Annotated in this window: 12 protein-coding genes and 1 tRNA gene; 2 read left to right on the forward strand and 11 right to left on the reverse strand. The window is 71.1% G+C overall.

Features of this window, described 5'->3' with window-relative positions; all coding sequences use genetic code 11:
- Nucleotides 1-31 precede the first annotated feature (31 nt).
- The 4 genes from NCG93_RS04825 to NCG93_RS04840 form a co-directional block, all read right to left on the reverse strand.
- The gene (locus NCG93_RS04825) at nucleotides 32-301 is read right to left on the reverse strand and encodes an HPr family phosphocarrier protein (protein ID WP_194415165.1); all 270 of its coding nucleotides are present in this window, start codon (nucleotides 299-301) and stop codon (nucleotides 32-34) included.
- Between the two features lie 63 nt (nucleotides 302-364).
- On the reverse strand, nucleotides 365-2,425 hold the full coding sequence (locus tag NCG93_RS04830; protein ID WP_194415164.1) for a PTS fructose transporter subunit IIABC: 2,061 nt from the start codon (nucleotides 2,423-2,425) through the stop codon (nucleotides 365-367).
- Between the two features lie 29 nt (nucleotides 2,426-2,454).
- A complete protein-coding gene (locus NCG93_RS04835) occupies nucleotides 2,455-3,396 on the reverse strand; it encodes a 1-phosphofructokinase family hexose kinase (protein ID WP_194415163.1) in 942 nt (313 codons plus the stop codon).
- A complete protein-coding gene (locus NCG93_RS04840; protein ID WP_194415162.1) occupies nucleotides 3,393-4,172 on the reverse strand; it encodes a DeoR/GlpR family DNA-binding transcription regulator in 780 nt (259 codons plus the stop codon). The genes NCG93_RS04835 and NCG93_RS04840 overlap by 4 nt, the downstream gene beginning before the upstream one ends.
- A gap of 92 nt (nucleotides 4,173-4,264) precedes the next feature.
- On the opposite strand from NCG93_RS04840, the gene NCG93_RS04845 reads away from it, so the two are divergent.
- Nucleotides 4,265-5,212, forward strand: coding sequence for an aminoglycoside phosphotransferase family protein (locus NCG93_RS04845; RefSeq protein ID WP_252787448.1), 948 nt, complete (start codon nucleotides 4,265-4,267; stop codon nucleotides 5,210-5,212).
- Between the two features lie 133 nt (nucleotides 5,213-5,345).
- On the opposite strand, the gene NCG93_RS04850 is transcribed toward NCG93_RS04845, so the two are convergent.
- From NCG93_RS04850 to NCG93_RS04860, 3 genes are all read right to left on the reverse strand, one after another.
- Nucleotides 5,346-5,420 (reverse strand) — tRNA-Gln (locus tag NCG93_RS04850).
- 69 nt (nucleotides 5,421-5,489) lie between these two features.
- Nucleotides 5,490-7,019, reverse strand: coding sequence for a glutamate--tRNA ligase (gene gltX / locus NCG93_RS04855; RefSeq protein ID WP_194415161.1), 1,530 nt, complete (start codon nucleotides 7,017-7,019; stop codon nucleotides 5,490-5,492).
- An 11-nt stretch (nucleotides 7,020-7,030) separates the two neighbouring features.
- Nucleotides 7,031-8,035, reverse strand: coding sequence for a LysR family transcriptional regulator (locus NCG93_RS04860; protein ID WP_241742180.1), 1,005 nt, complete (start codon nucleotides 8,033-8,035; stop codon nucleotides 7,031-7,033).
- Between the two features lie 81 nt (nucleotides 8,036-8,116).
- On the opposite strand from NCG93_RS04860, the gene NCG93_RS04865 reads away from it, so the two are divergent.
- Nucleotides 8,117-9,181, forward strand: coding sequence for an aminotransferase class V-fold PLP-dependent enzyme (locus NCG93_RS04865; protein WP_194415159.1), 1,065 nt, complete (start codon nucleotides 8,117-8,119; stop codon nucleotides 9,179-9,181).
- 74 nt (nucleotides 9,182-9,255) lie between these two features.
- On the opposite strand, the gene NCG93_RS04870 is transcribed toward NCG93_RS04865, so the two are convergent.
- The 4 genes from NCG93_RS04870 to NCG93_RS04885 form a co-directional block, all read right to left on the reverse strand.
- On the reverse strand, nucleotides 9,256-10,542 hold the full coding sequence (locus NCG93_RS04870) for an MFS transporter (protein WP_194415158.1): 1,287 nt from the start codon (nucleotides 10,540-10,542) through the stop codon (nucleotides 9,256-9,258).
- A 75-nt stretch (nucleotides 10,543-10,617) separates the two neighbouring features.
- Nucleotides 10,618-11,385: a fumarylacetoacetate hydrolase family protein gene (locus NCG93_RS04875; protein ID WP_194415157.1), complete on the reverse strand. Its 768-nt coding sequence runs from the start codon at nucleotides 11,383-11,385 to the stop codon at nucleotides 10,618-10,620.
- A gap of 100 nt (nucleotides 11,386-11,485) precedes the next feature.
- A complete protein-coding gene (locus NCG93_RS04880) occupies nucleotides 11,486-12,598 on the reverse strand; it encodes a branched-chain amino acid aminotransferase (RefSeq protein WP_194415156.1) in 1,113 nt (370 codons plus the stop codon).
- 39 nt (nucleotides 12,599-12,637) lie between these two features.
- Nucleotides 12,638-13,699, reverse strand: a complete 1,062-nt coding sequence (locus tag NCG93_RS04885) for a 3-isopropylmalate dehydrogenase (protein WP_194415155.1) — start codon at nucleotides 13,697-13,699, stop codon at nucleotides 12,638-12,640.
- Nucleotide 13,700: the final 1 nt, after the last annotated feature.

Below are 13,700 nucleotides of genomic sequence, written 5' to 3' on the forward strand. Positions count from 1 at the left end.
CCGAGACGGGGACGCCCGCGGCGACACGGGACTATTGCGCGTCGAGGTCCGTCTCGAGCAGGGCGACCAGCGTGTCGAGCGCCTCATCGGCGCCGTCGCCATCCGCCTTCAACGTCACGACGGTGCCCTGCGAGGCGCCCAGCCCCATCAACGACAGGATGCTGCCCGCATTGAGGTCGGCGCCCCCTTCGACGGCGATAGTGACCGGGACCGACTGGGCCTGCACGGCCTGCACGAACAGCTTCGCGGGACGGGCGTGCAGCCCGGAGCTGCTGGCGATGGTCGCCTGACGTTCTGCCATGGTTCTCTCCTGTCTGCGTCGAACCGCGACGGTCGACTGCTCCGATTCTGTCGGACGACGGCGTCAGGCCGCCACGGGTACGGCCGACTCCAGCGCTTCCGCCTGCTCGAGCTCTTTGCGGCCCACCCACTTCTTCAGCGCGATGACGGCGAACGCAGAGACGATCGTGCCGGCCGCGATCGCCACCAGGAAGCCCCACACGGGGTTGATGGCGAAGAACACGAAGATGCCGCCGTGGGGTGCGAGCGATTGCACCGCGAACGCCATGCTGAGGGCGCCGGTCACGGCACCGCCGACAAGAGACGCCGGGATGACGCGCAGCGGATCCGCGGCAGCGAACGGGATCGCGCCCTCGCTGATGAATGCCGCGCCCAACAGCCACGCCGCCTTGCCGTTCTCCCGTTCGACGGGCGGGAAGAGGTCGCGCGCGAGGACCGTGGATGCCAGAGCCATCGCGAGCGGCGGCACCATCCCCGCGGCCATCACCGCGGCCATGATCAGGTAGGGCGTGGTGTTCTCCGGAGAGGCGGTGGCCAACCCCGCCACAGCGAAGGCGTAGGCGACCTTGTTCACCGGCCCGCCCAGGTCGAAGCACATCATCAGGCCCAGGACGATGCCGACGACGACGATGCCCGATGTGCCCGCCAGCTCGTTGAGCCAATCGGTCAGCCACACCATCAGTGTCGCGATCGGACGACCGAGGAACAGCACCATGAGCCCGGACGCGACGATGGAGGCCAGCAGCGGGATGATCGCGACGGGCATGAGCCCGCGCAGCCAGCGCGGAACGCGCCACGTGCCGATCCACCACGCGGTGACGCCCGCGAGCAGGCCGCCCACGATGCCGCCGATGAAGCCGGCGTTCATCGTCACCGCGATCGCTCCGGCGACGAAGCCCGGCGCGATGCCCGGGCGATCCGCGATCGCGAAGGAGATGTACCCCGCGAGAGCCGAGACCAGGAAGCCCATCGACGCCGCACCGATCGCGAAGGCGACAGAGCCCAGATAGATCCCGAGGCCGCCTTCGGGCAGGTCCCACAGCGAGTTCGTGACGATCACCGTCGTCGCATTGTCCGGCGCCGAGTAGTCGTCCCCGAAGAACAGGAAGCCGAGGGCGATCAGCAGCCCGCCACCGGCCACGAACGGGATCATGTAGCTCACCCCGGTGAGAAGGATCCGCTGGATGCGGGCACCCCACGAGAGCTTCTCACCCGCGACGCTCGTCGCGGCGGCCGCCTCACCGCCGACGCGGGTTGCGTTCGGGTTGTTCGCCGCGGCGACGGCCTCGGCGATGAGCTGATCGGGCTGTTCGATCCCCCGCTTGACGCCGGAGCGGACGACGGGTTTGCCGCCGAATCGCTGCGGCTCGCGGACGTCGACATCGGTGGCGAAGATGACGGCGTCGGCGCTCTGGATGACCTCCGCCGGCAGTGCCTGGTAGCCGCTCGAGCCCTGCGGCTCGACGACCAGGTCGACGCCGGCCTTCTTGCCGGCTGCCGTCAGTGCGTCCGCGGCCATGAAGGTGTGGGCGATCCCCGTCGCGCAGGCTGTGACGGCGACGATGCGAGCGGGCCTGCCGTCGACGGCGAGGCCGGTGGTCTCGGCGGGCGCCACAGGCGTCGTCGCCGCCGCCCCCGCACCTTCCGCCGGCGCCGCCGCGGCAGCGGCATCCCGCTCACCGATCGCCGTCTGCACGATCGCGACGACCTCGTCGTCGGTCGTGGCCGCGCGCAGTCCCGCGGTGAAGTCGGCCTGCATGAGGCTGCGGGCGAGCTTCGACAGCACGGCGAGGTGCGCCTCGGCGGCGTCGGCGGGCGCGGCGATGAGGAACACCAGGTCGGCCGCGCCGTCGGGCGCGCCGAAGTCGACCCCCGGACTGAGGCGGGCGAAGGCGAGCGACGGGGTGGTGACGGCCGCGCTCTTGGCGTGCGGGATGGCGATGCCGCCGGGAAGCCCGGTCTCGTCCTTCTCTTCGCGGGCCCACGCGTCGTCGAAGAGCGCCTGGGCGTCCGTCGCCCGGCCCTCGGCGACCACGCGTGCGGCGAGGGAGCGGATGACGTCGGATTTCGCCGCGCCGAGCGGCACGTCGAGGCTGACCAGGCCTGGGGTGATGGTGTCGGACACGGTGACCTCCTGCGGTCGTGGGGTGGGTTCTAGGCGAGCCGGGCGACGAGCACGTCGTCCGACGGAAGATCTGCGGGGGTCGGCGCTTGCGTACCGGGGAGGGATGCCGCGGCCGCGCCGTAGCGGATGGCGAGGCGCAGCCGCTCCTCGCTGTCGGCTCCCCTCGTCGCGGCGAGCACGTAGCCGGCGAGGGAGCTGTCGCCCGCCCCGACGGTGCTGCGGACCTGGATCCGTGGCGGCCGCGCCAGCCAGGCGCCATCGGCGGTGACCAGCAGTGCGCCGCGAGAGCCGAGCGTGATGAGGGCGGCGCCCACGCGGGCCGGCACCAGTGATCGCGCGACCCCGAGGACGGCGGCGGTGTCGGCGCCGTCGAGCGGCGTGGCGACAAGCTCGCCGAGCTCGTCGTCGTTGGGCTTGATGAGGTCGGGGGCGCCGTCGGCGACCACGGCCGCCAGAGCCGGACCCGACGCGTCGACCGCGATGGATGGGGCGGCGGTGCCGTGGGCGGCGCGCACCGCACGGGTGATTCGCACGTAGAAGTCCTCGGTGACACCGGGAGGCAGCGAGCCGGCGAGGACGAGCCAGGAGGCGCCGGCGGATGCGCTCACGACGGCGTCGACGACCGCGGCTGCCTCGTCAGCCGACAGCTCGGCTCCCGGCAGGTTGAGCTTCGTCGTGACGCCGGCAGGATCCGTGATCGCGAGGTTCGCGCGGACGTGACCGGCGACGGGCACCGGCTGGGTACGGAGAGCGGCCAGCTGGAGCGCCGCCTCGAACGGGTCCCCCGCAGCGAGAGGCAGGACGGCGAGGCAGCCCTCACCCGCGGCGGCGACCGCGCGGGCGACGTTGATGCCCTTGCCGCCGGCATCCTCCCGCGCCGAATCAGCACTCTGGACATCGCCGACCTGTAGCGGAGCGGGCAGCACAACGGTGCGGTCGAGCGAGGGGTTGGCGGTCAGCGTGACGATCATGCGAGCCAGACCTCCACGTCGGCATCCGCGAGCGCGTCCGCCAGTTCGGGGTCGGGTGCGGCATCCGTGACGAGCACATCCACATCCGACAGCGACGCGAACCCCACGAGCAGTTCCGCTCCCAGCTTCTCGGCGTCGGCGACGACCACGACGCGTCGTGCTGATGCGACGATCGCGCGCTTCACGGCCGCCTCGTCGGGGTCTGGCGTGCTGAGACCGAAGGACGCCGACACACCATTGGTGCCGACGAAGGCGACATCCGGCCGCATCCCCCCGATCGCCTGCACGGTATCGGCGCCCACGGCGGCGGCCGTGAGCCCACGCACTCGCCCGCCCACGAAGGAGAGTGAGGCGCCGGGGACGCCGGCGAGGGCGTTGCCGAGAGTGAGCGAGTGGGTGACGACCTCGATGGGAGCGTCAGCGAGGCGCGGAACGAGCGCCGAAGCGACCGCCGCGGTGGTCGTGCCGGCGTCGAGGAACACCGAGCCGGTGAAGTCGCGGCCGAGCGCGTCCAGCGCCCGCCGGCCGATCGCCTCCTTGGCTGTGCCGTGGTGGTCGCGTCGCTCGGCCAGTGAAGGCTCTCGCGTGCTCCCGCGCTCGGGTCCCACGGCTCCGCCGTGCACCCGGCGCAGTGCGCCCGCGGACTCGAGGTGGTCGAGGTCGCGGCGGATGGTCTCGGTGGTGACCTCGAAGCGGTCCGCGAGGTCGACGACGCTCACGCGGCCCTGCGCGGCCAGCAGGCGCTCGATCTGCTCGTGGCGCTCCGTTGCGTACATCTGCACAACCCTCCGTTGGATTCCCACACAATACAACACATATCAACATAAACACAACCATGGTGCAAACACTCGGCGAGTATCTTCGGGCGGTGACCGAGTATCTTCGTACGGTGCCCGACAAGCCCGCCGCCGAGATCGCGATCGACAGCGGCCTGGTCCGCGCGCTGCTGGTGGCCCAAGCCCTCGATGACATCCCCGATGCGGCGGACCTCCCACTCGTGAAGATCGCCGAGGGCTGGGACAGCGAAGTGTGGCGCCTGGGGCACGCCCATGCCGTGCGCCTGCCCCGCCGTGCGCTGGCCGCGCCGCTCGTCCGGCACGAGCAGGCCGTGCTGCCAGGCGTGGCCGAGCAACTCGCGCCGACCGGAGTGCGTGTCCCGTTGCCCGTCGTCGACGGCGTCCCCGCTGCGGGCTATCCATGGCCGTGGTCGGTCGTGCCGTGGATGGAAGGCGAACGCGCCATGGATGAGTCACGCGCCGCACGCGGATCATGGGCGCCGACGCTCGCCCGCGCGCTCGACGCGCTCCACGTCGACGCGCCTGAGGAGTATCCGATGAACCCGTTCCGCGGTGTCCCACTGGCGGGGCGTTCCGAGGCGATCGCGGAACGATTCGACGCCCTCCGCGCGGCAGGCACGCTGGACGCGGAAGCCGCCACCGCATTCGAGGACGTCTGGCGCCGGGGCCTCGAGGCCGCCCCGTGGGACCGGCCACCGGTCTGGATCCACGGCGACCTGCACCCCGGAAACCTCGTCTCGCACGAGGGTCGACTGGTGGGCATCATCGACTTCGGCGACGTGACCGCCGGCGATCCGGCGTACGACCTCGCGGTCGCGTGGCTCGCGTTCGACGGCGCCGGCCGGTCCCGATTCATCGCCGCGGCCGGCTCGCACTACGACGCCGCCGTCTGGATCCGCGCCCATGCGTGGGCCGCCGCGGTGGCTGCCATGCTCCTCGCCCACAGCGACGACAACCCGGACTACTTCGCGCTGGGACGGGATGCCGCGACCGAGGTGCTGGCAGACGCCGCAGGCTGAGGCATCCGCCCGGATCACTGCCTGACGGCCACTCCGCGCAACCGGGACGGCGGCCGGTGCGGGGCATCCAGCGGCCGAGCGGACAAAGCCTTCAGAGAAACGAAAAACCCCCGCTCAGCGGGGGTTTTCTCGTTGGCTGGGGTACCTGGACTCGAACCAAGAACAACGGTACCAGAAACCGCCGTGTTGCCAATTACACCATACCCCAAGGCTGTCAGCCGAAGCCGTGCCGAGGAATGAGTCTACGCGACGCCGGCGCGTGCTCCAAACCGAGGCGTCAGCCGCGCGCGTCGGCCAAGGCGCGCAACCTGCGGATCGACTCGGGCTTGCCGAGCAGCTCCATCGACTCGAACAGCGGCGGCGAGATGCGGCGTCCGCTCAGCGCGAGGCGCAGCGGGCCGTACGCGACGCGCGGCTTCAGACCGAGGCCGCCGTCCTCGATCGGCGAGATGAGGGCGACGGCGAGGGCGTCCTGCACGGCTGCGGCGGTGAAGTCGCTGTCGGGCACCCGCTCGAGTGCGCCGACCGACGCGACGAGCACCTCGTTCGCGTTCACCGGCAGGGATGCGAAAGCGTCCTCCTGGTAGCTCCCGACATCGGTGAACAGGAAGCCCAGCAGCGCGGGCGCTTCGCCCAGCAGCTGCATCCGCTCCTGAACGAGCGGAGCGGCCGCCGCGAGCATCGCCGCCTGCGTCGGGGTGGGGTTCGCGTCGATCAGGCCGGCGGCGGAGAGGTAGGGGACCAGGCGCTCGGCGAAGTCCGCGGGCTCCAGCATCCGGATGTGGTCGCCGTTGATCGACTCCGCCTTCTTCTGGTCGAACCGGGCCGGGTTCGGGTTGACATCGACGATGTCGAACGCGGCGATGAGCTCCTCGAGCGAGAAGACGTCGCGGTCCGGTGCGATCGACCAGCCGAGCAGGGCGAGATAGTTGAGCAGCCCCTCGTGGATGAAGCCCTTCTCACGCTGCAGGAACAGGTCAGCTTTCGGATCGCGCTTCGAGAGCTTCTTGTTCCCCTCCTCGCCCAGCACGAGAGGCATGTGCGCGAAGCGCGGGATGAACGTCGTGATGCCGGCATCCACGAGTGCCCCGTACAGCGCGAGCTGGCGCGCCGTCGACGGCATGAGATCTTCGCCACGGATGACGTGCGTGATGCCCATCAGCGCATCGTCGACGGGGTTCACGAAGGGGTACAGCGGCACTCCCCCGGCCCGCACCAGCACGAAGTCTGGGAACGATCCGGCCGGGAACGTCACTTCGCCGCGGATGAGGTCGACATAGGTGAGGTCCTCATCGGGGACGCGCAGACGCCAGGCCGGCTCACGCCCCTCTGCGCGGAACGCGGCCTTCTGCTCGTCGGTGAGGCCGCGGTCGTGATTGTCGTAGCCGAGCTGCTTCGCGCGGCCGTTGGCCTCGTTGCGCGCGTCGATCTCTTCGGCCGTCGAGTAGCTCTCGTACACGGCCCCCGCGGCGATGAGGCGGTCGAGCACCTCGCGGTAGATGTCGTGGCGCTCGGACTGCCGGTACGGCGCGTGAGGCCCGCCCACCTCGACGCCCTCGTCCCAGTCGATCTTCAACCACCGCAGCGCGTCCAGGAGCTGCAGGTAGCTCTCCTCGCTGTCGCGGGCGGAGTCGGTGTCTTCGATCCGGAACACCAGCTTGCCGCCGTTGTGACGCGCGTAGGCCCAGTTGAACAGGACGGTGCGGATCAGACCGACGTGCGGCAGTCCGGTGGGCGACGGGCAGAAGCGGACGCGGACGTCGGCGCCGGTGGCGGTCGTGGTGCGGGGATCAGGCGAAGAAGGCATCGGGTGAGAGTTTAGTCAGCAGCAGCCGCGCCCGTCGGTGCCGCGGGACGAGCGGATGCCGCGGAAGCGTGCTCGTCGGCGCCGCGCTCGATGAGACGCCCCAGGGCGTCGAGCGTCGCGCGTACCGCGGGCACGCGATCGGCACCTCGAGCCGTCACGGTGTGGATGCGCCGCTGCTCGCCGGCCGGCAGAGGCACGATCGCGACACCGGGAAGGAGCGGGAACGACTCGACAGCCATCCTGGGCAGCGTCGCCACGCCGATGCCCTGGGCGACCAGGCCCTCGACGGCAACGAAGTTGTCCGTCTCGAACGCGATGCGCGGCGAGAAGCCGGCGCGATCGCACAGCTCGAGCAGGTGACCGCGGCAGCGAGGACATCCCGCGATCCAGTCTTCGTCGGCGAGCATGCCGACGTCGAGGGCGGCCGGGCCCGCCGCAGGATGGCCGGTGGGCAGGACGGCGAGCAGCTCGTCCGCGCCGACGGTGTGCACCGAGAGCCCGCGCGCGCTGGAACCGTGCGGGTCGTCCCGATCGCCCGGGTAGCTGAACGTGAGGGCGATGTCGGTGCGATCCTCGCGCACCGCCTCGACGGCTTCCGGCGGCTCGGCCTCGACGTACGTGAGAGAGATCCCCGGATGCCGCTGCGCGAGGTCCGCCAGCAGGCGCGGCACGATCGTGGGCGACGCGGACGGGAAGGCGACCAGCCGCACGCGTGCGGCGCGGAGGCCGCGCAGCTCGGCGAGCTCGCCGGCCGCTGCATCCAGCGCCGTGGTCACTGCCGGTGCGTGCCGCGCGAGGATCCGTCCCGCATCGGTGAGCCGGACGCTGCGTCCGACCCGCTCGACGATGGCGATCCCGAGGCGCTGCTCGAGACGCTTGAGCTGCTGGCTGACGGCCGGCTGGCTGTAGCCCAGCGTGAGGGCCGCGCCGGTGATCGACCCGGCGTCGGCGACGGCCTTCACGACCCGCAGCTCGCGGGCGTCGAAGCCGGGATCGTCCTCGAAGACGTCGGTCATGACCAAATCATAATCTCGAGTTATGTTTCTCATGGAACACCGGCCGTAGACGCAGGGAATCGTCGCCGTCACGCTGGTGGCATGCCCACGATCGCCCACTCGGCCGCGCTCGACGCCGCACGACGCGAGTTCGCCGGCCGCGACTACCTCGCCGCCTGCACGGTCGGCCTGCCCAGCCGGGCGACCCGCCGCGCCGTGATCGCCGACCTCGATGCCGCCGGAGCCGGTCGCCCGGACCTCGCCGCCTACTGCGCCGCCGTCGAGCGTTCGCGAGGACTGTTCGCGTCACTGGTCGCCGTCGGCGCGGACCGCGTGGCGATCGGCTCGCAGACCTCCGTCGCTGCCGGGATGGTGGCATCGGCTCTCCCCCACGGCGCCGAGGTGCTCGTCCCCGACGGCGAGTTCTCGTCGATGGTGCTGCCCTTCGTGCACTCCGGCCGCGATCTCGTCGTGCGGACGGCTCCCCTTCACGACCTCGCCGCGCACGTGCGGCCCAGCACGGCGCTCGTCGCGTTCTCGGTGGTCCAGTCGGCCACGGGTGAGGTGGCGGATGCCGCGGCCATCGTCGCGGCCGCTGCCGCGCACGACGCCCTCACGCTGTGCGACGCGACCCAGGCCGTCGGATGGCTGCCGGTCGAGGCATCCGCTTTCGATGCCGTGGTGTGTCATGCCTACAAATGGCTCTGCGCGCCGCGAGGGGTGTCGTTCCTGACCGTCTCGGACCGGCTCGCCGCACGGATGACCCCCGTCAACGCCGGATGGTACGCGGGCGAGGATCCGTGGGCGTCCTGCTACGGCGGCGAGGTGGACCTCGCCCCCGACGCGCGGCGGTTCGACGTGTCGCCCGCGTGGCAGGCGTTCGTCGGGGCGGCGCCCGCGCTGGCGCTGTTCGCCGCGCTCGATCCGGGGGAACTCCATGCGCACGCGACGGGCCTCGCCGCCGCGTTCCGCGCCGGGCTCGGCATCGCCGAGCCGGAGCGCGCGTCGGCGATCGTCGCCTGGGACGACCCGGAGGGGTGCGACCTCGGCCGGCTGATGTCTGCGGGCATCACTGCGTCCGGACGGTCAGGGCGCGCCCGCGTCGCGTTCCACGTCTTCAACGACGAGGACGACGTCGACCTGGCTCTCGCCGCGCTCGGTCACTGACACCGCCCGCGGCCACGGGGCCGACGAGGCGAGGAACGACGAAGCAGAGGCTCCGCCCGACCTGCGCCGCCCCGTTAGCCACCGGCAGGCGCGTCGCCCACCGGTGCGGGGCGCCGCGACGCCCGCCAGCCCAGCGGCGCGAGCAGCACCGATGCCGCGACCAGCACCAGCACCACGAGGGCGAGGCCCCCGTACCCGATCCCGCCGAGCACCGCGCCGGCCGCGATCGCGCCGAGGCCGCCCACGATGCTCATGGTGAAGTCGCTGATGCCCTGACGCCGGGTGCGCAGCGCCTCCGACGACGATTCGGTGAGCAGGGTCGAACCGGCCACGGTCGATGCGCTCCACCCCAGACCGAGGAGCACGAGCGCGACCGTCACCGCTGTCGTCGAGAGCTGCCCGAACGAGGCGGTGAGGAGGGCCGCGACGAGCAGCACTTGCCCGATGAGGATCGTCGGCACACGTCCGACCTTGTCGGCGAGGATGCCGAAGACCGGCGAGAGCACGTACATCCCCGCGATGTGGAGGCTGATCGTCAGCCCGATGATCGAGAGCGTCGCGGCCTCGGTCGCACCGTGGGTCAGATGCGCCAGGTGCACCGGCGTCATGGCCATTACCGACACCATCGTGCCGTGCGCAGCCGCCACCGCGAAGATCGCGTAGCGGGCGGCGACCGGCCGATCGGCCTTGGCGATGGTGCGGCTTTCTGCCCGCGCCGACGCGACGACACGCTGTGCGAGGAGCAGCGGATCCGGCCTCATGGCGACGAGGTACAGCACGATGGCGAGTCCCTGTGCGACGAGGGTGAACAGGTACGGTCCCGTCAGCGGCGGCATGCCGATCGCGCCGCCGATGATCTCCCCGGGGCCGGTGAGGTTCGGGCCGAGCACGGCGCCCACGGTCGTCGCCCACACCACGATCGACAGATCGCGACCGCGCGAGGCATCCGTGGCGAGGTCTGCGGCCGCGAAGCGCGACTGCAGGTTGGCCGCCTGGCCCGCGCCGATGATGAGGAAGCCGACGAGCAGCAGCGGGAACGCCCGCAGCGAGACGGCGACGATCACCAGTCCCACGCCGACGAGGGCGACCGCCATGCCCGTCGTGAGCGAGCGCCGGCGCCCGCGCCGGCGGGCGATCGCGGCGAGCGGCACGGCCGTCATCGCCGTGCCGAAGGTCACCGCCGCCGCGGCGAGCCCCGAGAATGCGTCCTCGCCCGAGAGTTCGGCCGCGAGCACGGCACCGAGCGACAGCGTGGCGCCGAAGGCCAGTCCGCCGAGCACCTGACCGAGCGAGAGAACCCAGACGGTGCGCCGCTGGACGCCGGCCACCTCTTCGGCGGTCGTCCCGCTGTCGGTCCTCACCCCGACAGGATCGGCGTGCGGTGCGCTGCCGACCTCGTCAGGCTTCACGGGCCGCGTCACGCATCTCGGGTCGTCTCACGCATCTCTCGCCGAGTTGCGCAGGATGCCGAGGCCGGTGATCTCGACCTCCACGGTGTCGCCCGCGACGATCTGGCCGACGCCGGCCGGGGTTCCGGTGAGGATCACGTCCCCCGGCAGCAGCGTGAACGCCGCCGAGGCGAACGCGATCACGTCGGCGAGCGAGAAGATCATGTCGCTGATGGGGCCCTGCTGTCGCACCTCTCCGTTCAGGCGCGTGGTGATCACGGCGGGTCCGTCGACGTCGAAATCCGTCTCGATGGCGGGGCCGAGCGGGCACGACGTGTCGAAGCCCTTCGCGCGGGCCCACTGTCCGTCGGACTTCTGCCAGTCCCGAGCGGTGAGGTCGTTGGCGATCGTGTAGCCGAAGACGTAGTCGAGCGCGTTCTCTGCCGGCACGTTCTTCGCGATGCGGCCGATGACCGCCGCCAGCTCGCCCTCGAAGCTGATGAAGTCGGACCCCTTCGGCAGCACCACGGCGTCGCCGGGGCCGACCACCGTGGTGTTGGGCTTGAAGAAGAGCATCGGTGCCGTGGGGACGTCGTTGCCGAGCTCTGCCGCATGATCGCGATAGTTGCGGCCGACGCAGACGAGCTTCGAGCGAGGGATGACCGGTGCCAGCAGCGCGACATCCGCGAGCGGAACCCGCTCCCCCGTCGTGTCGTACCCGGCGAACATCGGGTCACCGGCGAGGACGACGAGCTCGCCCTCGTCGACGATCCCGAACTTGATGGCGTCGTTGTGGCTGAAGCGCGCGATCCTCACCGGATCAGCCTAGCCACCCGGTCCGACACGGACAGCCCCCGACGGAGAAAGCCCCGAGCCCGCGGAGCGCGCCGGCCCGGGGCATCCGGAGAACCAGTGATCAGCCGTCGAGGCGCGTCAGCCACCCGTGGCGATCGGCCACGCGCCCGTACTGGATGCCGGTGAGCTCCTCGCGCAGCGACAGCGCCAGCTCGGACGCCGCATCGCCCTCATGCACGATCTCGTAGTCGTCGGCCACGAGCTTGCCGATCGGCACGATGACCGCCGCCGTGCCGCACGCGAACGCGCCCACGATGGAGCCGGATGCCGCGCCCTCGCGCCACTCGTCGATCGAGACCTTGCGCTGCTCGACGACGAGCCCGCGATCCTGTGCCAGCTGCAGCACCGACGCCAGCGTGATGCCCTCGAGGATCGAGTCCGACTCCGGGGTGATGAGGCGGCCGTCGTCCGTCACGAGGACGAGGTTCATGCCCCCGAGCTCCTCGATGTAGCCGTCGTCGAGGAAGAGCACCTGCTGGCAGCCCTTCTCGTACGCCTCGGCCTGCGGCAGCAGGCTCGACGCGTAGTTGCCGCCCGTCTTCGCCGCGCCTGTGCCGCCCTTTCCGGCGCGCGCGTAGCGGCTCGACAGGGCGATGTTGACGGGCTGCACGCCCCCGGCGAAATACGCTCCGGCGGGGCTGGCGATGAGGTAGTACCCGACCTTCTTCGCCGCGCGGACTCCCAGGAACGCCTCCTTCGCGAACATGAAGGGGCGCAGGTAGAGGCTTGTCTCGGCGGCGGTGGGAACCCACGCGCCATCCACGGCGATCAGCTCGCGCAGCGACTCGAGGAAGTACTCGGCGGGCAGCTCCGGCAGAGCGAGGCGCTGAGCCGAGCGCTGCAGGCGCGCCGCGTTGCGGTCGGGACGGAACGTCCAGATCGACCCGTCCGCGTGGCGATAGGCCTTCAGTCCCTCGAAGATCTCCTGCGAGTAGTGCAGCACGGCCGCAGCCGGGTCGAGCGGGATCGGGCCGTACGGCTGGACGCGCGGCCGGTGCCATCCGCCCTTCTCGGACCAGCAGATGTCGACCATGTGGTCGGTGAAGTGCTGTCCGAAGCCGGGATCGGCGAGGATCGCCTCGCGCTCGGCATCGGGCGTCGCCTCGGTGTTCCGGGTGACGTTCCAGACGAGGCCTGCGGCCGAGGGCGCCTGGAGGGGAAGGTCGATGGTCATGGGTGGAATCCTCTGTCGGTAGGACGACGTGATCTCAGGTTACGCCTGGAGCCGGGCGACGATCGCGTCGCCGATCTGCGTCGTCGTGCGGGTCGCGCCCGCGTCGGAGCCGCGTGCGGCAAGATCCTCCTCGACCGCGGTCGTGACGCGGCGGGCCTCGTCCTGGAGCCCGAGATGGTCGAGCAGCAGTGAGACGGAGAGGATCGCGGCCGTGGGATCGGCCTTCTGCTGGCCGGCGATGTCGGGCGCCGATCCGTGCACGGGCTCGAACATCGACGGGAACGCGCCGTCGGGATTGATGTTCCCCGAGGCTGCGAGGCCGATGCCACCGGTGACGGCGCCGGCCAAGTCGGTGAGGATGTCGCCGAAGAGGTTGTCGGTGACGATCACGTCGAAGCGACTCGGGTTCGTGACCAGGTAGATGGTGGCCGCGTCGACGTGCACATAGTCTACGGTCACGTCGGGGTGCTCGAGCGCGACCTCGTCGACGAGGCGCTTCCAGATGCCGCCGGCGTGGACGAGCACGTTCGTCTTGTGCACGAGCGTGAGCTTCTTGCGGCGACGCTCGGCCAGGTCGAACGCGTAGCGCACGACCCGCTCGACGCCGAACGCGGTGTTCACGGAGGTCTCGTTGGCCACCTCGTGCGGGGTGCCGGTGCGGATCGATCCGCCGTTGCCGACGTACGGCCCCTCGGTGCCCTCGCGGACGACGACGAAGTCGATGTCGCCCGGTGCGGCGAGCGGTCCGGGCACCCCCGGGTACAGCTTCGACGGCCGCAGGTTGACGTAGTGGTCGAGCTCGAACCGCAGCTTGAGCAGCATTCCGCGCTCGATGTTGGCGTTCTTGAGGCGGGGATCGCCCGGGACTCCCCCGACCGCACCGAGCAGGATCGCGTCGTGCGCCTTGATCGCCTCGAGGTCGTCGGCAGTCAGCGTGTCGCCGGTGTCGAGGAAGCGGCCGGCGCCCAACGAGAATCGAGACTTCTCGAAACGGATGCCGCTGCCCGCGGCCGCGGCATCCAGCACCTTCTCCGCCTCGGCGATGACCTCCGGACCGATGCCGTCACCCGGGATGACGGCCAGCTTCACGACGCGCGACATA

Source organism: Microbacterium yannicii (assembly GCF_024055635.1).
GTDB classification, from domain to species: domain Bacteria; phylum Actinomycetota; class Actinomycetes; order Actinomycetales; family Microbacteriaceae; genus Microbacterium; species Microbacterium yannicii.